23 protein-coding genes and 1 pseudogene are annotated in these 23,009 nt (G+C 66.1%); 15 read left to right on the forward strand and 9 right to left on the reverse strand.

Going from position 1 to position 23,009, the window contains the following annotated elements; genetic code table 11:
* Nucleotides 1–3 precede the first annotated feature (3 nt).
* A complete protein-coding gene (gene pdxH, locus SB764_RS18820; protein WP_065057181.1) occupies nt 4–645 on the reverse strand; it encodes a pyridoxamine 5'-phosphate oxidase in 642 nt (213 codons plus the stop codon).
* Between the two features lie 199 nt (nt 646–844).
* Here pdxH and tcdA point away from each other — a divergent pair, with 199 nt between their 5' ends.
* A complete protein-coding gene (gene tcdA, locus SB764_RS18825) occupies nt 845–1,735 on the forward strand; it encodes a tRNA cyclic N6-threonylcarbamoyladenosine(37) synthase TcdA (RefSeq protein WP_065057182.1) in 891 nt (296 codons plus the stop codon).
* Nucleotides 1,736–1,742: 7 nt separating this feature from the next.
* Here tcdA and SB764_RS18830 read toward each other — a convergent pair whose 3' ends face one another.
* The 4 genes from SB764_RS18830 to SB764_RS18845 all read right to left on the reverse strand — a co-directional run bounded on the left by SB764_RS18830 (nt 1,743) and on the right by SB764_RS18845 (nt 4,697).
* Nucleotides 1,743–2,180, reverse strand: a complete 438-nt coding sequence (locus SB764_RS18830) for a hypothetical protein (protein ID WP_065057183.1) — start codon at nt 2,178–2,180, stop codon at nt 1,743–1,745.
* Nucleotides 2,180–2,704: a nucleotidyltransferase domain-containing protein gene (locus tag SB764_RS18835; protein WP_221224221.1), complete on the reverse strand. Its 525-nt coding sequence runs from the start codon at nt 2,702–2,704 to the stop codon at nt 2,180–2,182. Before SB764_RS18835 ends, SB764_RS18830 begins: the two co-directional genes overlap by 1 nt.
* Nucleotides 2,705–2,906: 202 nt before the next feature.
* Nucleotides 2,907–3,755: a thioredoxin gene (trxA, locus tag SB764_RS18840; RefSeq protein WP_065057185.1), complete on the reverse strand. Its 849-nt coding sequence runs from the start codon at nt 3,753–3,755 to the stop codon at nt 2,907–2,909.
* Between the two features lie 57 nt (nt 3,756–3,812).
* Nucleotides 3,813–4,697 (reverse strand): pirin family protein, encoded by an 885-nt coding sequence (locus SB764_RS18845; protein WP_065057186.1) that lies wholly within the window; start codon nt 4,695–4,697, stop codon nt 3,813–3,815.
* A gap of 298 nt (nt 4,698–4,995) precedes the next feature.
* Here SB764_RS18845 and SB764_RS18850 point away from each other — a divergent pair, with 298 nt between their 5' ends.
* Nucleotides 4,996–5,901, forward strand: coding sequence for an EamA family transporter (locus SB764_RS18850; RefSeq protein WP_065057187.1), 906 nt, complete (start codon nt 4,996–4,998; stop codon nt 5,899–5,901).
* 116 nt (nt 5,902–6,017) lie between these two features.
* Here SB764_RS18850 and SB764_RS18855 read toward each other — a convergent pair whose 3' ends face one another.
* Both SB764_RS18855 and tsaE read right to left on the reverse strand, forming a co-directional pair.
* Complete coding sequence (locus SB764_RS18855; protein WP_110325501.1) at nt 6,018–7,583, reverse strand: N-acetylmuramoyl-L-alanine amidase; 1,566 nt, start codon at nt 7,581–7,583, stop codon at nt 6,018–6,020.
* Nucleotides 7,565–8,176: a tRNA (adenosine(37)-N6)-threonylcarbamoyltransferase complex ATPase subunit type 1 TsaE gene (tsaE, locus tag SB764_RS18860; protein WP_410864307.1), complete on the reverse strand. Its 612-nt coding sequence runs from the start codon at nt 8,174–8,176 to the stop codon at nt 7,565–7,567. Before tsaE ends, SB764_RS18855 begins: the two co-directional genes overlap by 19 nt.
* A 161-nt stretch (nt 8,177–8,337) precedes the next feature.
* On the opposite strand from tsaE, the gene queG reads away from it, so the two are divergent.
* From queG to SB764_RS18910, 10 genes and pseudogenes are all read left to right on the forward strand, one after another.
* Nucleotides 8,338–9,597, forward strand: coding sequence for a tRNA epoxyqueuosine(34) reductase QueG (queG, locus tag SB764_RS18865; protein ID WP_410864375.1), 1,260 nt, complete (start codon nt 8,338–8,340; stop codon nt 9,595–9,597).
* A 196-nt stretch (nt 9,598–9,793) separates the two neighbouring features.
* Nucleotides 9,794–10,288 (forward strand): methylated-DNA--[protein]-cysteine S-methyltransferase, encoded by a 495-nt coding sequence (locus SB764_RS18870; RefSeq protein WP_234775354.1) that lies wholly within the window; start codon nt 9,794–9,796, stop codon nt 10,286–10,288.
* On the forward strand, nt 10,285–11,349 hold the full coding sequence (xerD, locus tag SB764_RS18875; RefSeq protein WP_410864309.1) for a site-specific tyrosine recombinase XerD: 1,065 nt from the start codon (nt 10,285–10,287) through the stop codon (nt 11,347–11,349). The genes SB764_RS18870 and xerD overlap by 4 nt, the downstream gene beginning before the upstream one ends.
* A gap of 45 nt (nt 11,350–11,394) precedes the next feature.
* Entirely contained in the window at nt 11,395–11,886 is a 492-nt protein-coding gene (gene ybaK, locus SB764_RS18880; protein WP_065057360.1) for a Cys-tRNA(Pro) deacylase, read from the forward strand.
* Nucleotides 11,887–12,071: 185 nt separating this feature from the next.
* Nucleotides 12,072–12,698 carry a glycerol-3-phosphate 1-O-acyltransferase PlsY gene (gene plsY, locus SB764_RS18885; RefSeq protein ID WP_065057191.1) on the forward strand — a complete coding sequence of 209 codons (627 nt, stop codon included), beginning with the start codon at nt 12,072–12,074 and terminating at the stop codon, nt 12,696–12,698.
* A 291-nt stretch (nt 12,699–12,989) separates the two neighbouring features.
* Nucleotides 12,990–14,789, forward strand: a complete 1,800-nt coding sequence (locus SB764_RS18890) for a methyl-accepting chemotaxis protein (RefSeq protein ID WP_074981618.1) — start codon at nt 12,990–12,992, stop codon at nt 14,787–14,789.
* A 218-nt stretch (nt 14,790–15,007) separates the two neighbouring features.
* Nucleotides 15,008–15,223: pseudogene (locus SB764_RS18895) on the forward strand (DUF4160 domain-containing protein); the annotation flags it as partial.
* A 38-nt stretch (nt 15,224–15,261) separates the two neighbouring features.
* Nucleotides 15,262–15,837 carry a DUF2442 domain-containing protein gene (locus SB764_RS18900; protein WP_321865233.1) on the forward strand — a complete coding sequence of 192 codons (576 nt, stop codon included), beginning with the start codon at nt 15,262–15,264 and terminating at the stop codon, nt 15,835–15,837.
* Nucleotides 15,838–15,920: 83 nt separating this feature from the next.
* Entirely contained in the window at nt 15,921–16,232 is a 312-nt protein-coding gene (locus SB764_RS18905) for an ArsR/SmtB family transcription factor (RefSeq protein ID WP_110325511.1), read from the forward strand.
* A 39-nt stretch (nt 16,233–16,271) separates the two neighbouring features.
* Nucleotides 16,272–16,772 (forward strand): SRPBCC family protein, encoded by a 501-nt coding sequence (locus tag SB764_RS18910; RefSeq protein WP_321871032.1) that lies wholly within the window; start codon nt 16,272–16,274, stop codon nt 16,770–16,772.
* A gap of 132 nt (nt 16,773–16,904) precedes the next feature.
* Here the strand turns inward: SB764_RS18910 and SB764_RS18915 are convergent, their stop codons facing one another.
* A complete protein-coding gene (locus tag SB764_RS18915; protein ID WP_065057196.1) occupies nt 16,905–17,390 on the reverse strand; it encodes a YajQ family cyclic di-GMP-binding protein in 486 nt (161 codons plus the stop codon).
* A gap of 242 nt (nt 17,391–17,632) precedes the next feature.
* Between SB764_RS18915 and murB the strand changes: the two genes are divergently transcribed.
* Entirely contained in the window at nt 17,633–18,697 is a 1,065-nt protein-coding gene (gene murB, locus SB764_RS18920; protein WP_410864312.1) for a UDP-N-acetylmuramate dehydrogenase, read from the forward strand.
* An 84-nt stretch (nt 18,698–18,781) separates the two neighbouring features.
* Here the strand turns inward: murB and SB764_RS18925 are convergent, their stop codons facing one another.
* The gene (locus SB764_RS18925; RefSeq protein ID WP_065057198.1) at nt 18,782–19,609 is read right to left on the reverse strand and encodes an EAL domain-containing protein; all 828 of its coding nucleotides are present in this window, start codon (nt 19,607–19,609) and stop codon (nt 18,782–18,784) included.
* 328 nt (nt 19,610–19,937) lie between these two features.
* On the opposite strand from SB764_RS18925, the gene hmgA reads away from it, so the two are divergent.
* Together hmgA and fahA are read left to right on the forward strand one after the other, a co-directional pair.
* Nucleotides 19,938–21,296 (forward strand): homogentisate 1,2-dioxygenase, encoded by a 1,359-nt coding sequence (gene hmgA / locus SB764_RS18930; protein ID WP_322006728.1) that lies wholly within the window; start codon nt 19,938–19,940, stop codon nt 21,294–21,296.
* Complete coding sequence (fahA, locus tag SB764_RS18935) at nt 21,293–22,609, forward strand: fumarylacetoacetase (protein ID WP_410864314.1); 1,317 nt, start codon at nt 21,293–21,295, stop codon at nt 22,607–22,609. Before hmgA ends, fahA begins: the two co-directional genes overlap by 4 nt.
* Nucleotides 22,610–23,009 lie beyond the last annotated feature (400 nt).

Consider the following 23,009-nt stretch of genomic DNA (forward strand, 5'->3'; position numbering starts at 1 on the left):
GCCTTACGGCGCGAGGCGCTCGATGCGCCAGGCGTCGGCTGCGTGCTCACGCACGTAGCGAATGCGGTCGTGCAGCCGCGACGGACGGCCTTGCCAGAATTCGATCGCCGTCGGCACGACGCGATAGCCGCCCCAATGCGCCGGACGCGGCGGATTCTCGCCGTACTGCGCGCTGATTTCGCGCTCGCGCGCTTCGAGCTGCTCGCGGCTTTCGATCACCGCGCTCTGCTCCGACGCCCAGGCGCCGATGCGCGAGCCGAGCGGACGCGACTGGAAATACGCCTCGCTTTCCGCCTCGCTGGTCTTTTCGACCGCGCCTTCGATGCGCACCTGACGCTCGAGTTCAACCCAGTGAAACAGCAGCGCTGCGTGCGGATTGGCGCCCAGTTCGCGGCCCTTGCGGCTTTCGTAGTTCGTGAAGAACACGAAGCCGCGCTCGTCCACGCCCTTGATCAGCAGGATGCGCGCGGCGGGGCGGCCCTGCGCGTCGACGGTGGCGACCGTCATGGCGTTCGGCTCGGGCAGCTTCGCGTCCAGCGCCTGGGCGAACCAGGTGTGGAACTGGCGGATGGGATCGGGGTCGACGTCGGCGGCGTCGAGCGAGCCGAGCGAGTAGTTCTTGCGGAGGTCGGCGAGGGAGGTCATGTTTTATGCAGACGCTTCAGTGCGAACAAGTATATCGAAGAGGCGGAAATAGGGACGCGAACGACGGTTCGGCGGCCTGCCCACGGCGGCGGACCCGCAGCGATGCGGCCGCGTCCGGCCAGCTCGGGCGCGATCAGGCAAAATACGGGTCTCGCGAGGACCGGGGCAGTGCGCCGGTCCGCTTACGATTGCTACCGCCATGTCCAGTACCCCGATTTCCCCTGTCGCCGGCGCCGCCGGCCCCGCTGATCTTACCGCGAGCCTCGCCGCGGATGTTGCTGACCGGGCCCGTCGCTTCGGCGGCGTGGCGCGGCTTTACGGCGCACCCGCCCTCGATGCGTTCGAGCGCGCGCACATTGCCGTGATCGGCATCGGCGGGGTGGGCTCGTGGGTGGCGGAGGCGCTTGCGCGCAGCGCCATCGGCACGCTCACGCTGATCGACCTCGACAACGTCGCCGAAAGCAACACCAACCGCCAGATTCACGCGCTCGACGGCAACTACGGCAAGCCGAAAGTCGAGGCGATGGCCGAGCGCATCAAGCTGATCGATCCGGCCTGCGACGTGCGGCTCGTCGAGGACTTCGTCGAGCCGTCGAATTTCGACGCGCTGCTGGGCGGCGGATTCGATTACGTGGTGGACGCCATCGACAGCGTGCGCACCAAGACCGCGCTGATCGCGTGGTGCGTGGAGCATCGCGTGCCGCTCATCACCGTGGGCGGCGCGGGCGGGCAGCTCGACCCGACGCGTATCCGCATCGACGACCTCGCGCTGACGATCCAGGACCCGCTGCTTTCGAAGGTGCGCGGGCAACTGCGCAAGCATCATGGCTTTCCGCGCGGGCCGAAGGCGCGCTTCAAGGTGAGCGCGGTGTACTCCGACGAACCGCTGATCTATCCGGAAGCGGCGGTGTGCGATGTCGACAACGAGGCCGAACACGTGACGACCTCGCCGGGCCATCACGGGCCGGTCGGGCTCAACTGCGCGGGGTTCGGTTCGAGCGTCTGCGTGACGGCGAGCTTCGGGTTCGCAGCGGCGGCGTATGTGCTGCGGACGCTGGCGCATCGGGCGAATGCGCGGGCGGCGGGGTAATCGGAACTCAATGCGCGCCGGTTAGCGCGCGAGCGACCGGCAGGTAGGCGCGCAGAATCTCCAGCATGGCTGCCGCCTCGGCCTTCGAGACCGGCGGAAACGGCGACACGTACGACGTGCCGTTGCGCCGTTCATGAGCCTTCGTGATGAAGGCGAATTCCGCCGCACTCACGCCCAATGACGTGGGCACGCGCTGGATGGCGAGGTTGCGTCCCGCGTCGCGCGTGCGCACCGCGTAGAACTCCAGCGTGGCCTGCACCAGCTGGAAATAGCCCTCGTAAGCCAGTGTGAAGATCTGCAAATGTCGTTCGGGGTCCAGACCTTCCGCGGTGACGAGATAGTCCGCCGCGTTGCGCAGGAAGCCCGCGACGGCGCCGGGCGTCGGGGCCACGGCTTCGAAGGCTTTCGTCTTGATGAGATTGTCGTATTCGGGCGGGCGCGTCATCACAGTATCGTCAGAGTGGGGCCCTGAACGATCTGGGCCATGACGGGATCTGACTGCACGAGCGCCGCCCATTCACCCGGCTCATACAACGAAAAGTTGATGGGGCGCAGCAAATCCTGTTCGACGGTGTGCATCGCCTCGGCGACTTCAAGAAGCGGCACGTTGCCGACCACGATCAGGTCGATATCGCTGCGGCCGCCGTCGGTACCTTTCGCCACTGAGCCGAACACGAACGCCGAATCGATACGCGCAGCGAACGGCGCGAGCGCTTCTTTCAGCGGCTCCACCACGGCAAACGACTTGCGCGCGATGCCGAGCAGTTCGGGATACAGCACAAATTCGGTATTCGCGCGGATGCTGCGCTGGCGGCCGCGCCGTGCATCTTCGCGCAGCACGCCCGCCTCGATCAGACGATCGACCTGTTTCTGCGCACTGCCACGTCCGCTGTCCGCAAGACGCAGCAGTTCCTGAAGCGTGAAGCTGCGCTCGGGTTGCACCAGCGTGGCGCCCAGCACGCGTTGCATGCCCGCAGTGAAGAGGAAATCAGCGAGGCTCACGATAAATCCTCAAAATAGGGATATTTATCCCCATTATAAGGATTTACGTGTTGATCCTCAATTCAAGGCCAACCGTCCCTCTTTTAAGGATTCGCCGTCAAAAAAAACGCCACGGTCTCCCGTGGCGTTTCTCCATCCGGCGCGGCGCGCTCAACCAGGCAAGCGCCGCTCAGTTCAACGTCGCGCTCAGCTTGCGCCGCCACTCGCTCACCAGTTGCGGCTGATGCGCGGCCAGATCGAACACCGACAGCATCGTCTTGCGGCCGATATCCTCGCGGAACGTCCGGTCGCGCTTCACGATTTCCAGCAGATGCTCCAGCGCGCCGGCGTATTTGCGCCGCGCGATCAGCGCGCTCGCCAGATCGAACTGCGCTTCCAGATCGTCCGGATTGTTCGCCACGCGCGTTTCGAGCGCGTCGGTCGGCGGCAAATCGGCGGCGGCGTCGAGCGCGTCCAGACGCGTCTTCAGCGCGTTGAAGCGCGCGTCGATGCCCTGCGTGGTCTTGGGAGAAAGCAGATCGACTTCGTTGTGCGCTTCGTCGGCGCGGTTGTCGGCGAGCAGCATCTCGATCAGGTCCATGCGCGCGTCGTCGAAACCGGGGTCGTAGGCGAGCGCGGCCTGCAGCGCTTCATAGGCGTCCTCGCGGCGGCCTTCCTCGATGGCCTGCTGCGCGACCTGGCGCGCGGCCTGCGCCGAATCGGGAATCAGCCGGTCGATGAACTCGCGCAGCTGGCCTTCGGGCAGCACGCCGATGAACTGGTCGACGGCCTGGCGGTCGGCGAACGCGACGACGTGCGGAATGCTGCGCACCTGGAAGTGCGCGGCCAGCTCCTGATTTTCGTCGACATTCACTTTGACGAGCCGCCATTTGCCCGCGTACTCGGCTTCGAGTTTTTCGAGCATCGGGCCGAGCGATTTGCACGGGCCGCACCACGGCGCCCAGAAGTCGACCAGCACCGGCGCGAGCGCCGACGCTTCGATCACGTCTCTTTCAAAAGTGGCCAGAGTGGTATCCATTGCGTCCTCGTTGGGAATTGGCAGTCACGCGTGAAGATGGGGGCGAATCGCCGCGCTTCAATGCGCGGGCTTTTTCTCGGGCAGCGGAATCCATTCGGTTTCGCCGGGCACCTGCCCCATTTCCTGACGCGTCCACGCGGCCTTCGCGGCGTCGATCTTCGCGCGCGAGCTGGCCACGAAGTTCCATTCGATGAAGCGTTCGCCTTCGAGCTTTTCGCCGCCGAGCAGCATCACGCGCGCGCCGTTCGCGCTCGCGAGCGTGACCGTTTCGCCCGGCACCAGCACGGCCATGCTGTGCTGGTCGAGCGGCGTGCCGTCGATCGACAGGTCGCCTTCGACCAGATACACGCCGCGCTCCTCGTGCTCGGGTTCGAGCGCGATGGCGCTGCCGGGCGCGAAGTCGGCGGCCACGTAAAGCGTGCCCGAGAAGGTCTCGACGGGCGAAGTCGCGCCGAACGCCGTGCCCGCGATCACGCGCAGCGTCACACCGTTGCGCTCGATTTCGGGCAGCGTCGCGGCTTCGTGATGGAAGAACGACGGCTCGACGTCCTCGTGATCGAGCGGCAACGCGACCCACGTCTGGATGCCGTGCATCGTGAGGCCGGTGGCGCGGTTTTCGTCGGGCGTGCGCTCGGAATGGACGATGCCGCGGCCGGCCGTCATCCAGTTGACGTCGCCGGGCAGAATCTTCTGCTCCGAGCCGAGGCTGTCGCGATGCATCAGCGCGCCGTCGTAGAGATAGGTGACGGTGGCGAGGCCGATGTGCGGATGCGGACGCACGTCGACGCCCGCGCCGGGCGCGAGCGTGGCCGGGCCCATGTGGTCGAAGAAGATGAACGGGCCGACGAGTCGCGCGGCCATGGCCGGCAGCACGCGGCGCACGTACAGGTTGCCGATGTCGCGCTGATGAGGCTTGAGGACCGCTTTGATCGATGAGGACATGGACGCTTCCTTGATGAGCCGGACGGTTCGAATGAGTGGGGCAAGGCGGCGGGGCAGCAGGGCGGCAGAGCAGCAGCGTGGCCGCGCCTGCGCTGCGCGCGCGGACTGGCGCTCATTCTAACGCCCGCTTCGGCGCTGTGTCGGCAAGCGCGAAGCGGCGTGTAAGGCGTCCGCTCGGGCTTCGTGGGACGGCTGACGCGCGCCCGGCCGGCATCGACGCAATTTGTCCGGCTGGGCGAGCACGCGCCGCAGCCGCTAAACTGACAGATTCGACAGAACAATAGAGGGAGCCGGAGAGATGTCGCCGAAGGATTTGTTGCTGGCGCTGGTGGTGGTGATCGCGTGGGGCGTGAATTTCGTCGTGATCAAGGTGGGTCTGCACGGCGTGCCGCCGCTGCTGCTCGGCGCGCTGCGCTTCATGCTGGCGGCGTTCCCGGCGGTGCTGTTCGTGAAGCGTCCCAAACTGCCGCTGCGCTGGCTGCTCGCCTACGGCGCGACCATTTCGTTCGGCCAGTTCGCGTTTCTCTTCACGGCGATGTACGTGGGCATGCCCGCCGGACTCGCCTCGGTCGTGCTGCAGGCGCAGGCGTTCTTCACGCTGGTGTTCGCGGCCGTGTTTCTCGGCGAGCGGTTTCGCGCGCAGAACGTCATCGGCCTGCTGATCGCGGCGGGCGGCCTGGCGCTGATCGGCCTGCAATCGACGGCGGCGGCAGGCGTGGGCGTGCAGACCATGACGGCCGCGGGCTTCATCCTCACGCTGTGCGCGGCCTGCATGTGGGCGCTCGGCAATATCGTCACGAAGAAAGTGGGCAAGGTCGATCTGGTCGGCCTCGTGGTGTGGGCGAGCCTGATTCCGCCTCTGCCGTTCCTCGTGCTCTCGTATTTCATGGAAGGGCCGCAGCGCATCGAAACCGCGCTCGAAGGCATCGGCATGACTTCGATCGGCGCGATCGTCTATCTCGCGTTCATCGCGACGATACTCGGCTACAGCCTCTGGAGCCGTCTGCTCGCGAAGTATCCGGCCAGCCAGGTCGCGCCGTTCTCGCTGCTGGTGCCGATCGTCGGACTCGCGGCGGCCGCGCTGCTGCTCGGCGAGCGCCTGAGCGCCGCGCAGATCGGCGGCGCGGCGCTCGTGATGGCGGGCCTCGGCGTGAACGTGTTCGGCGGCTGGGTCAGGCAGCGTCTGGTGGCGGCGCGCACCTGACACGCACCTCACACGCAGCTGAACACGCACATTTGAGTTCGCGGCATCGGCGCATGAAAAAACGCCGCGCTTCCGCAAGGAAGGCGCGGCATTTTCGCATCTGACGCGTCGATCGATCAGGTCATGCGGCTCTTCGCGAGCGGCGGATTGGCCGCGAAATAGCGCTTGATGCCCTTCATGATCGCGTTGGCCATCTTGTCGCGATAGGCCTCGTCGTTGAGCTTCTGCTCTTCTTCGGGATTGCTGATGAACGCGGTTTCCACGAGGATCGACGGAATATCGGGCGCCTTGAGCACCGCGAAACCGGCCTGCTCGACCGAGCCCTTGTGCAGCTTGTTGATCTCGCCGACCTCGTTGAGCACGAAGCCGCCGTAGCGCAGCGAGTCGCGGATCTGCGCCGTCGTCGACATGTCGAACAGCGCGCGGTTGACGGCGGCGTCCGCCGTCTTCACGTTGATGCCGCCGATCTGGTCCGACGAGTTTTCCTTGTTCGCCATCCAGCGCGCGGCCGCGCTGGTCGCGCCGTGCTCGGAAAGCGCGAACACCGACGAGCCGCGCGCGGCGGGCGTGGTGAACGCATCGGCGTGAATCGACACGAACAGGTCCGCGCCCACGCGGCGGGCCTTCTGCACGCGCACGTTCAGCGGCACGAAGAAGTCGGCGTCGCGCGTCATCATCGCGCGCATGTTGGGCTGGGCGTCGATCTTGGCGCGCAGGCGCTTGGCGATGTCGAGCGCGATGTGCTTCTCGTAGGTGCCGCCGCCGCCGATCGCGCCCGGGTCCTCGCCGCCGTGGCCGGGGTCGATCGCGACCGTGAGCAGGCGCGTGGTGCCGCCCTTGCCGGACTTCGGCGCGGTGAAGCCGTAGTTGTCGTCGTCCTTGTCGGAGTCGTCGTCGGTCTGGGCGACGACGGGCGGCTTCGGCGCGGGCTTCGGCTTGACCACGACCGCCGGCGGCACCGGCGGCACGGGACGCGGCGACGACGGTCCCGCCGATCCCGACGATCCCGAAGCCGTGCCGCCGTCGTTCTGCGCGTAGCGCTGGAAGAAGTCTTCGCTGTTGTCGTGGCGCGGCGGCGTGTTCGGACCCGCGAGCGTGGACGGCGTGGGCGGCGTGTTCTGGCGCATCGCCTCGTGGGCGTCGAGCTGCTGCTGCTTGTGCTCGGTCTGCGCGAGCAGATCCATGAGCGGATCGGGCGCGACGGCCGGATACAGGTCGAACACCAGCCGGTACTTGTACGAGCCGACCGGCTGCAGCGTGAACACCTGCGGCTTCACCGAGCCCTTCAGGTCGAACACCATGCGCACGACGTGCGGCTGATACTGCCCGACGCGCACGGCCTGGATCTGCGGATCGTTCGGCGTGATCTTGGAGACGAGATTCTTGAGCGCGTCGTCGAGATCGAGGCCGCTCAGATCGACCACGAGGCGGTCGGGATTCTGCAGCAGCGTTTGCGTGGTCGTGAGCGCCTGATCGGATTCGATCGTGACGCGCGTGTAGTCGCGCGCAGGCCACACGCGCACGCCCATGACCGAGGTCGCCCAGGCGAGGCGCGGCGCCGCGAGGCCGAGCACCAGCGTGGACGCGCCCGCCTTCAGAATCTGCCGGCGCCGCCAGTTGTGCGTGGCGGTGGCGGCGGATTCGATCGAGCGGAACGGTTTGATTAACATCTTTCTAGACATGCCTTTCCTGATGCGCTGTATGCGTACGCGGTGAGCACGCGGCCTTCGCCGTCCGGGCCGGGTTCGAGCTGGAACACCAGGTCCGGCACGCCGAGCAGGCCGCCCGCGCGTTGCGGCCATTCGACGAGACACACCGCCCCTTGCGCGAAATATTCGCGAAAGCCGGCGTCGGCCCATTCGGCCGGGTCGCTGAAACGATACAGATCGAAGTGATAAAGCTGGAGTTCCCCGCTCGCGCTTGCGACCGTGTAGGGTTCGACGAGCGTGTACGTCGGACTGCGCACGCGCCCGTTGTGGCCGAGCGCGCGCAGCGCGGCGCGCACGAGCGAGGTCTTGCCTGCGCCGAGGTCGCCGAGAAGCTGAACGTGCAGGCCGCCGAATGCGTTGACGGCTGCGTGGCGTGCGGAACTGGCCGTATTGTCGGCAGGCTGGCGGGAAACTTGCGTGCTGGCGGTGCGCACGGCGTCGAGCGCGTGCGCGAAACGCGCGCCGAACGCATCGGTGGCGCTTTCATCCGCAAGCTCGAAACGGCGTTCGAGCAGAACAGGAGCGGCGGGCGGGCTCGCGTGGTCGTGACCGGGCGTGTCGGGCATTCTCGTAAAATAGCGTGATGAACCCCTCGCATTCCCCGTTGAACCAGACATTGGCCGCAGAGGCCGCGCGCGCGCCTGACAAGGCGAGTGCGTCGCGTGCATCGTCGTGCGCGCAGCAGACGCAGGGCGCCGGCGCGTCGGCGACGCTCGACGCAGCGGCACTGGCCGCGCTCGCGACGCAAATCCGCGCATGGGGACGCGAGCTGGGGTTCGGTGCGATCGGTATCAGCGACACCGACCTGTCCCATGCCGAGGCGGGCCTTGCCGCGTGGCTCGAAGCGGGCTGCCACGGCGAGATGGATTATATGGCCAAACATGGGATGAAACGCGCCCGGCCCGCCGAGCTCGTTGCCGGTACGCGACGTGTCATCACCGCGCGCATGGCCTATTTGCCGGCCGCCACGCTTGATCCGTCGGCGGCCGCGGCCACGGAGCATGCAACAGGTCAGCCTGCCGAAAGCGCTTCGCAAGGCGCGGATGAAGGGCGTCGCGGGCTCGCCATCCACGACGACTGGCGTCAGCGCGAACACGCGCGTCTCGCCGACCCGCACGCCGCCGTGGTGTCGATCTACGCACGCGGACGCGACTATCACAAGGTCATGCGCGCGCGTTTGCAGCAACTCGCGGAGCGCATCGAAGGCGAGATCGGCGCATTCGGCTTTCGTGTTTTCACCGACTCGGCGCCTGTGCTCGAAGTGGAACTCGCGCAGAAGGCGGGCATCGGCTGGCGCGGCAAGCACACGCTGCTGCTTCAGCGCGACGCGGGCTCGCTGTTCTTTCTCGGCGAGATCTACGTCGATGTGCCGCTGCCGACCGACGCGGACGATCCGGCCAGCGCCGCCCCCGAAACGCCCGGCGCGCATTGCGGCAGTTGCACGCGCTGCATCGACGCGTGTCCGACGGGCGCGATCACCGGGCCGTATCGCGTCGATGCGCGCCGCTGCATCTCGTATCTGACGATCGAGCTGAAAGGCAGCATTCCCCTGGACATGCGGCCGCTGATCGGCAATCGTGTCTATGGTTGCGACGACTGTCAGCTCGTGTGTCCGTGGAACAAGTTCGCGAAGGCCGCGCCGGTCGCCGATTTCGACGTGCGCCACGGGCTCGACCGCGCGAGTCTCGTCGAGCTGTTTGGCTGGAGCGCGGCGCAGTTCGACGAGCGCATGCAGGGCAGCGCGATCCGGCGTATCGGTTACGAAAGCTGGTCGCGCAATATCGCGGTGGCGATGGGCAATGCGCTGCGCGCGCCGCGTGTGGACGACGCGACCGGAACAAGCGAAACAAGCGAAACAAGCGAAACAAGCGAAACAAGCGAAACACACGCGCGCCGCGAAGCCATCGTCGATGCGCTGCGGGCGCGCGCGCAGGACGAATCGGCGGTCGTGCGCGAACATGTGCAGTGGGCGCTGGAAGCAGCATGATCGGTATGATCGATTGAACCGGCGCGGCGATTCAAGGAGAGCGGCGATGACGAAACCATTGGCAAGCGCATCGGCAACGTATTCACTGTGGGACGACGCGGAAGACGCGGCGATGCGCGCCGCTGCCAACATTCCCGCGAACGCGCCCGCAGATCTTTCCGCCGATGCGTCCGCGCGTACGCCGAGCCGGCAGGCCTTGCGCAAGCTCGCGCCGCGCGTCTACAACGCGGTGATCGATGCACCGTTCGGCAAGGTCGGCATCGTCACGAGCGCGGACGGCGTGCGCGAAATCCACTATCTGCCCGCTTCGACGCCGGGTGTCGCGCCCGATTCCGCACTCGCCGAACTGGCCGCCGCGCAGATCGCGCGCTATCTAAGCGATGCGTCGGCGTCGTTCGATCTGCCGCTCGCGTCGCCTGGCACGGCCTTTCAGCGCCGCGTCTGGGACGGCATCTGCTCGATCGGGGCGGGCGCGGTGCTGACTTACGGCGAACTTGCGCAACGCGTCGGCAGCATCAGCGCGCGCGCGGTGGGGCAGGCGTGCGGCTCGAACTATCTGCCGATCGTGATTCCGTGCCATCGCGTGGTCGCGGCGAGCGGCATCGGCGGCTTCAATCACCACGGCGGCGACGGTTTTTTCCGCGACGTCAAACGCTGGCTGCTCGCCCATGAAGGCGTAAGAATCCGATGACGAACACCCCCGCGCACGAAAACTCGCACGAAGACGCGCAAGATCACGAAGCCGGTTTCGAGGACGATGCGCAAGACCTCGACGATGCCGATCCCATCGGGCACATCGACGCAATCGACGCAAGCGACGTAGACGAGGCCGCGCCGCTTTCCGACGCCGCTTCCGCCACGCTCGCCACGAGCCTGCTCGCCATCGACACGTTCTGCGACGCCATGTGGCTCGAACACGGTCTCTCGCGCAACACGCTCGACGCCTACCGGCGCGATCTGCGCCTGTTCGCCGAGTGGCTCGCACGCGCGCGCGAGCACGGCCTCGACGGCGTGCACGAAGACGATCTCTACGCCTACAGCGCGCGCCGCAAGGACGACAAATCGACGTCGGCGAATCGTCGGCTGTCGGTATTCCGGCGCTACTACGGCTGGGCGCTGCGCGAGCGGCGCGTGAGCGTCGATCCCACCGTGCGCGTGCGTTCGGCGAAACAGCCGCCGCGTTTTCCCACCACGCTCACCGAAGCGCAGGTCGAAGCGCTGCTCAACGCGCCCGACGTGGCCACGCCGCTCGGGCTGCGCGACCGCACGATGCTCGAACTGATGTACGCGAGCGGACTGCGCGTGACCGAACTTGTCACGCTCAAGACCGTGGAAGTCGGCCTGAACGAAGGCGTCGTGCGCGTGCTCGGCAAGGGCTCGAAGGAGCGTCTGGTGCCGTTCGGCGAAGAGGCGTCGGCGTGGATCACGCGTTATCTGCGCGAGTCGCGGCCCGCGCTGGTCGGCCCGCGCCCGGCCGACGCGCTGTTCGTGACGGCGCGCGCCGACGGCATGACGCGCCAGCAGTTCTGGCACATCATCAAGCGTCACGCGCTGAACGCGGGCGTGCACGCGCCGCTGTCGCCGCACACGCTGCGCCACGCGTTCGCCACGCATTTGCTCAATCACGGCGCCGATCTGCGCGTGGTGCAGATGCTGCTCGGCCACAGCGACATCTCCACCACGCAGATCTACACGCACGTCGCGCGCGAGCGTCTGCGTCTGCTGCATCAGAAGCATCACCCGCGCGGCTGAGCGCGAGCGCGCGGCCCACGCCGCTCGCGCATTACAATGCGCGCCATGAGCAAATCGAAACACGTCTCCGAAACGCCCGCCACGCAGATGCTGCGCCGCGCGGGCGTCGCGTTCGGCGAGCATCCTTACGAATATGTCGATCATGGCGGCACGGGCGAGTCCGCGCGCCAGCTCGGCGTGGACGAGCACCGCGTCGTCAAGACGCTCGTGATGGAAGACGAGAACGCGAAGCCGCTCATCGTCCTGATGCACGGCGACCGCAAGGTGTCGACCAAGAATCTCGCGCGGCAGATTGGCGCGAAGCGTGTCGAGCCCTGCAAGCCCGAAGTCGCGAACCGCCATTCGGGTTATCTGGTCGGCGGCACTTCGCCGTTCGGGACCAAAAAACGCATGCCGGTCTACGTCGAAGCGACGATTCTCGATCTCGACGAAATCTGGCTCAACGGCGGCAAACGCGGCTATCTGGTGAGTCTCGCGCCCGCCGTGCTGACGTCGCTGCTCGACGCGAAGCCGGTTCAGTGCGCGAGCGTCGAATAAGCTCCGGCGCACCGCACGCGGGCCGGTACGCTCCCTGATTACCCTGGCGCGCCATCAAGGCGCGCCCGCGCTTCGGTAGAATGGGCGCCTTCGCCGCCGCGGCGCGGCCGTTGCGGGCATTGGCTGCGGGCCGGGCCCCGCGCGCTTCGTCTCACGTTTCGTTTTCATTACTTCGGGTTTCGTGCATGTACAACCTGTTCGTCGCCGTTCTGGCTTATCTGATCGGCTCGGTTTCGTTCGCGGTGATCGTGAGCGCCTTCATGGGCCTCGACGATCCGCGCTCCTACGGCTCCGGCAATCCGGGCGCGACCAATGTGCTGCGTAGCGGCAACAAAAAGGCCGCGATCCTCACGCTGATCGGCGACGCGTTCAAGGGCTGGCTCGCCGTCTGGCTCACGGTGCGTTTCGGGCCGCGTTTCGGTCTCGGCGACACGGCTGTCGCGCTCGCCGCCATCGCCGTGTTCCTCGGCCATCTGTATCCGGTGTTTTTCCGCTTCAAGGGCGGCAAGGGCGTGGCGACGGCCGCGGGCGTGCTGCTCGCCATCAATCCGCTGCTGGGCGGCCTGACGCTGCTCACCTGGCTGATCGTCGCCTTCTTCACGCGCTATTCGTCGCTGGCGGCGCTGGCCGCCGCCGTGTTCGCGCCGCTGTTCGACGTCTTCTTGTTCGGCCCGCACGTGATTGCGCTCGCGATTCTCGCCATGAGCGCGCTGCTGTTCTGGCGCCATCGCGCCAACATCGGCAAGCTGATGAACGGCACCGAAAGCCGTATCGGCGATAAAAAGAAGAAGGCCGCCGCCGCGAGCGAGTGAGCGCGCGCCGCAAAATCAAATGGGCCAGACAGGCCAAAACGGAGCCCGCCGCGAGGCAAGCGCGGCGCGGCGCCCTAAAAAGATGTTCGAGTTGTGAACCGACGCGCATTTTCTGCGCGTGTCGTCTGATCAGTTGCGCGCATTTGTCAGACGTTTGACTGCATTTTGTGCGCATTTGCACCAAAAAAGCGCCTTAAGTCGTCTGCCGGCGGGCCGTTAACCCGTATGTCATTTTCTTATTGCCATACGTACTCGCGGTCCGAATTACTTCTTCCCCCGGCGCTCCTCCTCATGTTCTCCACCATTCGCGCGCGCATCGTCGCGCTATGCGTTTCCATCGTCGTCGTGGCGCTCGCGGCCAATACCGCACTCGATTACTACGTCGCCAGCTCGCATAACAAGGATTCGATCGACGCCACGCTCTCGGCCGTCGCGGCCAGCCACGCCGAAGGCATCGGCGAATGGGCGGCGACGCACGCGCGCATGATCGAGTCGCTGCAGGACGCCGTGCTTCAACCCGATCCGTCGGCGGCGCTCAAGCAGATCGCGGCGGCGGGCGGCTTCACCAACGTCTACGTGGGCTACGCCGACAAGACCGCGAAATTCTCCGATCCGACCGGCATTCCGCCCGATTACGATCCGACCGGCCGTCCCTGGTACAAGCAGGCGGTCGCGGCGGGCAAGGGCGTGGTGACGCCGCCTTACGTCGACGTGGGCACCGGCAAGCTGGTGGTGGCGTTCGCCGCGCCCGTGATCCGCGACGGCCAGGTGAAGGGCGTGATTTCCGGCGACGTCGCGATGGACGACGTGGTGTCGAACGTGCAGTCGATCCATCCGACGCCCGCGAGCTTCGGGATGCTGGTGGACAGCGCGGGCCAGATCGTCGCGCACAACGACGCGAAGCTCACGCTCAAGCCGGTCACCGATCTCGCGCCGGAACTGACGGGCGACAAGCTGGCCGCGCTCGATGCGTCGGCGCGCCCGCCGTCGTTTGACGTGGGCGGCGACGCCAAGCTGATGCGCGCACAGCCGATTCCGGGCACCGACTGGCGTCTGATCGTCGCGCTCGACCGCAGCGAAGCCACGGCGGGCATGCGCTCGCTGCTCACCGCGTCGCTGATCGCGCTCGTGGTGGTGGCCGTGGTGGCGGCGCTGGTGGTGGGCGCGGTCACGGCCGTGTCGTTCCAGCGCCTCTCGCGCATTCGCGACGCGATGGACGCGATCAGCGCGGGCGAGGGCGATCTCACGCAGCGCCTGCCCGCCACGGGCGACGACGAGGTGGCGCAGATCGCGCGCTCGTTCAACGCCTTCATGGACAAACTGCGCGACGTGATGCGCCATATTCGCGATGCGAGCGAGTCGGTGCGCACGGCGAGCGACGAGATCGCGGCGGGCAACGTCGACCTGTCGGGCCGCACCGAATCGGCGGCGGCGAGCCTCGAGCAAACGGCCGCGTCGATGGAGGAAATCACGGCGACGGTCGGCCAGTCGGCCAACGCGGCGCAGCAGGCGGACGTGACGGCCAATTCGGCGTCGGTGGTGGCGTCGCGCGGCGGCGCGGTGATCAACGACGTCGTCGATACGATGGGCGCGATCGAGAAGGCTTCGGTGAAGATCGCCGACATCATCGGCGTGATCGACGGCATCGCGTTCCAGACCAATATTCTCGCGCTCAACGCGGCCGTGGAAGCGGCGCGCGCGGGCGAGCAGGGGCGCGGTTTCGCGGTGGTCGCGGGCGAGGTGCGCAGCCTCGCGCAGCGTAGCGCGCAGGCGGCGCGCGAAATCAAGGCGCTGATCGAATCGACGGTGACGAGCGTGAATTCCGGCTCGCAACTCGTGCGCCGCGCGGGCGAAACGATGGACGAGATCGTGGCGAACGTGTCGAACGTGACGACCATCATCGCCGAAGTGACGAGCGCGGCCGGCGAACAGACGCGCGGCATTCAGGAAGTGAATCGCGCCGTGAGCCAGCTCGACGAAATGGTTCAGCAGAATGCGGCGCTGGTCGAGCAGTCGACGGCGGCGGCGTCGGCGCTGCGCGGTCAGGCGATGCGGCTCGCGGAAGCAGTCGGGCAGTTCAGGCTCGATTGACGCCAGACACGCGGCAAAAAAAGGCGGCGCTCAGGCGCCGTTTTTTTTCGCCTGATGATGCGTCCTACGCCATTCGGACGAGGTTTCAGACGCGGCGCGCGTGGCTAAGCTGTGTTCTCGATCACGCCGCCCGTTGGGGTTGATCCAGTGCAAGAGAGTGCACGGAAAACGGGCCGCGCGGCGCTCCAGAAACCCAACGTTAGGTTATTGTCTACGCCATGCCCACACTGCTTCGCGTATCCGGCGCCCGCGTCGTGATCTATTCGAACGATCATCGGCCCGCGCACGTGCATGTCGAGAGTCCGCAAGGCTCGTGTGTGTTCAACCTCAATTGCCCGCTCGGGCCGCTGGCGTTGCGCGAACGCTTCGCGCTCGGCGAGCGTGAAGTGGCGCGCCTCGCGCAGGCCATCGAACCCGAAGTCGCGCATTTGTGCCGCGAATGGCAACGCATCGCAACCTGGAGAACGCAAACATGGCCAGCAGCAGGGAGCATCTCAACCGCGAGCCCGTGGGCGCCCAGACCATCGGCCGCGAGCAGTTCGACGCCGCAGCGGGGGCGGCACAGGCGAGTCCGGTTGCGGTCGCCGCGCGGTACAGCCGTACGCATCACAAACTCGAAGTGTCGTTCGCGAACGGCGTAGACATCGCCGTGCCCATCGCGCTCATTCAGGACCTGCAGATGCTCGCGCACGCGCCCACGCCGGCCCAGCTTGCCGACGTCGAAATCTGGGGCGGCGGGCAGTCGATCTACTTCCCGCGCCTGGACGAGTCGGTGTGGGCGCCGGGGCTGCTGAGCGGCGTCTACGGCACGAAGCTCTGGATGCGCGATCTGGCGCGTCAGATGGGCTCGGTCAAGTCGCCGGCGAAGGCCGCCGCCGCGCGCGAGAACGGGCGCAAGGGCGGGCGGCCGCGCAAGGCCGTCGCGTCCGTCGCGTCCGTCACGTCCAGCAAGCCCGTTGCCGGCGCGCAGGCGCTCCCCAGCGAGCCGGTCAGCCGGGCGGCGGTGGGGCCAGGCGTCGCGGCGGGGGGGCAAGGTCGTCGTGCGTAAGCGTCCATGAGCGTCGTGCGCGTTCATCTGGCACGTGCCGGTTTTACCTTGACATGCAACCTCGTGGTTGCATAATAAAATCCATGAACGACGACGCCGTATTCCGCGCGCTCGCAGACGCGAGCCGCCGCCAGTTGCTGGACCGGCTGCACGCCAGGAACGGCCAGACGCTGTCGCAGCTCTGCGAAGGTCTGACGATGTCGCGCCAGGCGGTCACCAAGCATCTCGGCGTGCTCGAAGCGGCGAATCTCGTCGTCACCCGTCGCGAAGGGCGCGAGAAGCGTCATTTCATCAATCCAGTGCCCATCGGCGAAATGGCCGCGCGCTGGATCGGCAAGTTCGAGCGCGCGCAGGTAGACGCGCTCGTGGAGCTCAAACATTCGCTCGAGGAGTAAGCGCGCGCAGCGCGCAGACATCGAAGTCAGGAGGCAGCCATGAGCCAGCAAGACCGCGCAGCAACGCAGGCCGGCACGCACGCCGCGCAGGAGTCGGTGTTCGTCTACGTCACCTATATCCGCACCGCGCCGCAGGCGCTCTGGACGGCGCTCACGAGCCCGGAATTCACCGCGCGCTACTGGCACGGCGTGCGCGCGGAAAGCGACTGGCAGCCGGGTTCGCCGTGGCAGTTGCGTTTCGCCGACGGACGCGTGGCCGATTCGGGCGAGATCGTCGAATCCGAGCCGCCGCATCGTCTGGTGATCCGCTGGCGCAATCAGTTTCGTCCCGACCTGAACGCGGAAGGCGACTCGCTGTGCACGATGGAAATCGTCGCGCAGGACGACGTGGCGAAGCTCACGGTCACGCACCGAATGGCGCGGCCGGGGTCGAAGTTTATCGAGGCGGTGGCGGGCGGCTGGCCGCTCATCCTCTCGAACCTCAAGACGCTGCTGGAAACCGGTGAGGTGATGATGCCGCTGCTGTTCAAGCCCGATTGACGGCCTGAAAGTACGCGGAAAAATGCGGAGAAATACAAAACGGGCGCGACGCCCACGTGAGTGCGCGCCGCGCCCGCCGAACCGACTATTGGGAGCGTTCGCGAAAGTTCGCGAACGCTCAGTCGCTCAGCATCAATCGCGGAAGTTATTGAAGTCGAGCGGCGTATCGGTCACGTCCTTGCGCAGCATGGCGATCACGCTTTGCAGGTCGTCGCGCTTGGTGCCGGTCACACGCACGGCGTCGCCCTGAATGCTCGCCTGCACCTTGATCTTGCTGTCCTTCACGAGGCGCACGATCTTTTTCGCGAGATCGCCGGACACGCCCTTCTTCACGGTGATGATCTGCTTCACCTTGTCGCCGCCGATTTTCTCGATCTTGCCGTAGTCGAGAAAACGCACGTCCACATTGCGCTTGGCCAGTTTCGACAGCAGCACGTCCTTGACTTGGCCGAGCTTGAAATCGTCGTCGGCGAACGCGGTCAGCTCGCGTTCCTTTTGCTCGACGCGCGAATCCGAGCCCTTGAAGTCGAAGCGCGTGGAGATTTCCTTGTTGGATTGCTCGATCGCGTTCTTCACTTCGATCATGTTGGCTTCGCTGACGACGTCAAACGATGGCATTGCTTTCTCCCAAAAGTGCGAGTGGCGCTGCGCGGGCGGGCCGCACCGGCGTTTTCCGGCGGCGTCGCGCGCACTCGCTATAATCACGGACCGACGCTATTTTACCGGCGCCTTCGTGTTTGCCCAAGGTTGCGCGGCGGGCCGGGCCTGCCTCGCATTGCCGGGTTCTACCGGGCTTTGTCCGGCTCGGCCTGATCTGGCCCGCGTCCTCCGTCCGTCTTTTCCGTATCCGTTCTTCCGCGATGTCCGCTTCCGCCTTGTCTGCTGATCCGTCCCCGCGCAACAGCGTGTGGTTCGCCGCCGCTTATCCGCTGCGTGCGCACAACACGTTCGGTTTCGACGTGCGCGCGCGTTACGCGTGCCGCGTCGAAAGCGAGGCCGATTTCGTCGCCGCCGTGCGCGATTCGCGCGCGCAAGGCTTGCGCACGCTTGTGCTGGGCGGCGGCAGCAACGTCGTGCTCACGCGCGACTTCGACGGCCTCGTGCTGCTGGTCGGGCTGGCGGGCAAGCGCGTCGTTCACGAGGACGGCGATGCCTGGTACGTCCAGGCCGCCGCCGGTGAGAACTGGCACGATTTCGTCGCGTGGACGCTCGCGGCGGGCATGCCCGGCCTCGAAAATCTCGCGCTGATTCCCGGCACGGTGGGCGCCGCGCCGATCCAGAACATCGGCGCTTACGGGCTGGAAATGGGCGATCGCTGCGCGGCCGTGCGCGCGATCGAAGTGGAGACCGGCAGGCCCTATGAATTCGACGCGGCCGCCTGCGAGTTCGGATATCGCGACAGCTTCTTCAAGCGCGAAGGCCGCGACCGCTTCGTGATCACGGCGGTCACGTTCCGTCTGCCGAAGTCGTGGCAGCCGAATGCCGGTTACGCCGATCTCGCACGCGAGATCGCGCAGCGCGGTCTGAGCGAAGCGCAGTGCGCGCAGGACGTGTTCGAAGCCGTGGTGGCCGTGCGCCGCGCCAAGCTGCCCGATCCGCGCGTGCTCGGCAACGCGGGCAGCTTCTTCAAGAATCCCGTGATCGAGGGCGAGCAGTTCGACGCGCTCGTCATGCGCGAGCCGGGCGTCGTGTCGTATCCGCAAGCCGACGGACGCGTGAAGCTCGCGGCGGGCTGGCTGATCGACCAGTGCGGCTGGAAAGGGCGCGCGTTGCGCGAGGCGGCCGTGCACGAGCGTCAGGCGCTGGTGCTCGTGAACCGCGGCGGCGCGACCGGCGCCGATATCCTCGAACTGGCCCAGGCGATCCGCCATGACGTGTTCGCGCGCTTCGGCGTGGAGCTGGAGCAGGAGCCGATCAGCCTCTAGGCCTTTTGTCCGTCGCGTAAAACCACGCACAAAAAAACGCCGCGCCTTCGCAAGAAAGCGCGGCGTTTTTCATGGCGGAGCGAGTCAGGCCGCGCTGTCCTGCGCGGTGAACACCGGCCCCTGCACGAAGCGCACGTCGTATTGCTGTAATTGCTCGAACTGCGCGGCATCGACCACGCGGTTGAAGATCAGCGGAATGCGCAGGCGCGCGGCATAGCTCACGAGCGGCTTCACCATCGAATCGCGCAGCGCCGAGCTGGCATCCATCTTCACGAAATCGAGCCGCGCCATGTCGGACACCGAAAGAATCTGTCCCGCATTCGGCAGATTGCCCGCCACCTTGAAGCCATAGCGCTGATAACTCTGCGTCAGATAGCCGACGAAGGTCCGGTGCGCGACCGCCGCCGCCGGCAACTCGATCACCACACGCCCCGGATTCAGGCCGAACGAGACCAGCACGTTCGAAAAATGCCGCCCGTGATCGTATTTCACGCTTTTAAGCAGACGCTCGTGCACGCGCAGAAAGAGCAGCCCATGCTGTTGCGAGCCGAGAAAGTTGATCGTGTGCAGCGCGCGAACGCAACGGTCGAGCGCGACCAGCTCGGGATCGTCGAGCGAGTCGGAAAACGGATCGTAAGGCCCGACCTTGCCGTCGACCTCGCGCAGCGTCACGGCCTGAAAACCGAGTTCGTCGCCGAAACGCGAGGCCTGCGCGAGATCCGCCGTCAGCGATTGCGCGCCGCCGTGCACGCTGATGTCGTAGATCGGTTCGTAGGCGCTCAGCAACTCCACGCCGCGCCGGTGGGCGACGGCCACGGCGCTGTGCGCGCCGGTCCCCATCGCCAGATGCTCGCCGAGAAAAGGATGATCGGCGGCGCGGGCGACGAGCGCGGGAATGGTGGGAGCAAGCATGGTGACGAAAAAGAGGGCGTCTCGGAGCGCGGAGTGATCGGATCGGGCAGCCTCGGGGCCGCATGACTCGATGTTAGCAGTCCGCCGGCCTGCGGCATGCATGGATTGGTGATAACGATATCCACGCAAACGCGGCTTTGCCGGGGTTTCGACGTCCTCCCAGGGTTTACGTTGAATTTCACTAATCATAATCCGTTTTACTATTCGTAAATCGCGCGACGGATTCTGTCAGAGAAAGCCGCCGCGCCCGGCTCGATCAATCGAAAGTCGGCGTGCCGAGGGGCGTCTATGCTGAAGACGCGCCTGCACGCAGAACATGGAGACAGTGATGAATGCACCCTTGCGCCACGCCGCGGCCAATCGCGCCGCGACCGACGGCTATATGAGCGGCTTCGCCAACGAGTTCGCGACCGAGGCGCTGCCCGGCGCGCTGCCGGCCGCGCAGAACTCGCCACAGCGCTGCGCGTACGGCCTGTACGCCGAGCAGCTTTCGGGCACCGCCTTCACGGCGCCGCGCTCGCACAATCGCCGCACGTGGTTCTATCGGATCCGTCCGGGCGCGGTGCATCAGCCGTTCACGCCGCTCGTCGCGCACGCCCAGATCGGCGGCGCGACGCGCCTCGTCGCCGATTTCAACGACGTGCCGCCCACGCCGCCCAATCAGTTGCGCTGGGACCCGCTGCCGATGCCGACCGCGCCGACCGACTTCATCGACGGCTGGGTGACGATGGCGGGCAACGGCTCGGCGGCGTCGATGAGCGGTTGCGCGATCCATCTCTACGCGGCCAACCGCGCGATGACCGACCGCTTCTTCTTCAATACCGATGGCGAATTGCTGATCGTGCCGCAGGAAGGGCGCCTGTCGATTCGCACGGAAATGGGCAAGCTCGACGTCGAGCCGTTCGAAATCGCCGTGATTCCGCGCGGCGTGCGCTTCACGGTCGATCTGCCGGACGGCACGGCGCGCGGCTATCTCTGCGAGAACTTCGGCGCGTTGCTGCGCCTGCCGGATCTGGGCGTGATCGGTTCGAACGGCCTCGCGAATCCGCGCGACTTCCTCACGCCGCACGCCGCGTACGAAGATCTTGAAGGACAGTTCGAACTCGTCACCAAGCTCAACGGTCAGCTCTGGCGCGCCGACATCGGCCATTCGCCGCTCGACGTGGTGGCCTGGCACGGCAATTACGCGCCGTACAAATACGATCTGCGCCACTTCAATACGATCGGCTCGATCAGCTTCGACCATCCGGATCCATCGATCTTCCTCGTGCTGCACGCGCCGACCGACACGCCGGGCGTCGACTCGATCGACTTCGTGATCTTCCCGCCGCGCTGGCTCGCGGCGGAGAACACCTTCCGTCCGCCCTGGTATCACCGCAACGTCGCGAGCGAGTTCATGGGCCTCGTGCACGGCGCGTACGACGCGAAGGCCGAGGGCTTCGTGCCGGGCGGGTCGAGCCTGCACAACTGCATGTCGGGCCACGGCCCGGACTCCGAGACCTTCGAAAAAGCCTCGAACGCCGATACGACGAAGCCGCACAAGGTCGGCGACACGATGGCGTTCATGTTCGAGACCCGCACGCTGATCCGGCCGACGCGCTTCGCGCTCGAAACGGCGCAGTTGCAGGCGCATTACTACGAGTGCTGGCAAGGCCTCGAGAAACATTTCAATCCGGAGCAGCAATGAGCAGCCAACCCCTTCCCGACGACCTGCGCGCCACGCTCGACCCGCGCCGCAAGAGCTGGATCGAGTCCGCCAACGACGCCGCGTGCGAATTCCCGATCCAGAATCTGCCGTTCGGCGTGTTCAGCACGGCGCAGCATGCCTCGGCGCGCGTGGGCGTGGCGATCGGCGATTCGGTGATCGACCTGGCGGTGCTGTATGACGCGGGCCTGCTGAGACTGCCGGCCACGGTGAAGCACAACGTGTTCGCGCGCGGCGCGCTCAATGACTTCATCGAACTGGGTCGCGACGTGTGGCGCAGCGTGCGCGTGCAGCTTTCGTCGCTGCTTGCGCGCGACACGGCAGCCTTGCGCGATGACGCGGCGTTGCGCGCTCGCGCGTTCGTGAAGCTCGCGGAAGCGAAGCTGCATTTGCCGGTGAATATTCCGGGCTATACCGACTTCTATTCGTCGAAGGAACACGCGACGAATGTGGGATCGATGTTTCGGGATCCGAAGAATGCGCTATTGCCGAACTGGTCGGAAATGCCGATCGGCTATAACGGGCGCGCTTCTTCCGTGGTGGTGAGCGGCACGCCGGTGCGTCGGCCCAATGGGCAGTTGAAGTTGCCGGATCAGGATCGGCCGGTGTTCGGTGCGTGCCGCAAGCTCGATATCGAACTGGAGACGGGATTCGTGATCGGGCGCGGCAATGCGCTGGGCGAGCCGATCGCGTGTGAGGACGCCGAGGCGCATATTTTCGGCATGGTGCTGCTCAACGACTGGAGCGCGCGCGATATTCAGCAGTGGGAATATGTGCCGCTTGGGCCGTTCAATGCGAAGACTTTTGCTTCGACGATTTCGCCCTGGATTGTGACGCTTGATGCGCTGGAGCCGTTCCGCGTCGCGCAGCCGGTGCAGGAGCCGCAGCCGCTCGCGTATTTGCGGCATGGCGGGGAGCATGCTTTTGATATCGAGCTGGAAGTGCTGTTGCAGCCTGCCGGGGCGCAGGAGGCGTCGACGATTTCACGGACTAATTTCCGGCACATGTACTGGAGCATGGCGCAGCAGCTCGCGCATCATACGGTGAGTGGGTGTAACACGCGCGTCGGGGATTTGATGGGGTCCGGGACGATCTCCGGGCCTACGGCGGATTCGTTTGGGAGCCTGCTGGAGATTACCTGGAATGCGAAGAATCCTGTTGAGTTGAAAGGGGGGGCTACGCGAGGGTTTATTGAGGATGGGGATGTGTTGACGCTGCGTGGGTGGTGTCAGGGGGAGGGGTATCGGGTGGGGTTTGGGGAGTGTGTTGGGGAGGTAGTGGCTGCATTAGGTTGATTGTTTGTTTTGCGCTTTTCTTGTTTTCTTGTCGGTCTGCACGCGTCGCCCCTGTGCGGGGCGGCACCTACTTTTCTTTGCAGCCGCAAAGAAAAGTAGGCAAAAGAAAGCGGCTCAAACCGCCAGTGTGACGCCGTCCACCCCGCACCTTCTTCGATAGTGGTTCCGGGGCGTCTGTCGCCTCGCACCACTCAACTCAGTGACAAAGCCGTCATTCATCCGGGGGCGCTCCGCGCCCCGTGGGGCATGGCAGCAAACCGAAGGTTTGCGAGTGCCCCAAAAAGATAAATTAGTACCTTTGGTTTCCCCCGCATACCCGGCCGTTGCGCGTTGAGCGCAACGGGATGTGAGGATGCCTTGTCACTACGTGGGAGGGCGCGGGACGACGGACGCTCCTGCA

Origin of the sequence: Paraburkholderia sp. SIMBA_027 (assembly GCF_046535315.1) — a bacterium.
Classification (GTDB): domain Bacteria; phylum Pseudomonadota; class Gammaproteobacteria; order Burkholderiales; family Burkholderiaceae; genus Paraburkholderia; species Paraburkholderia tropica.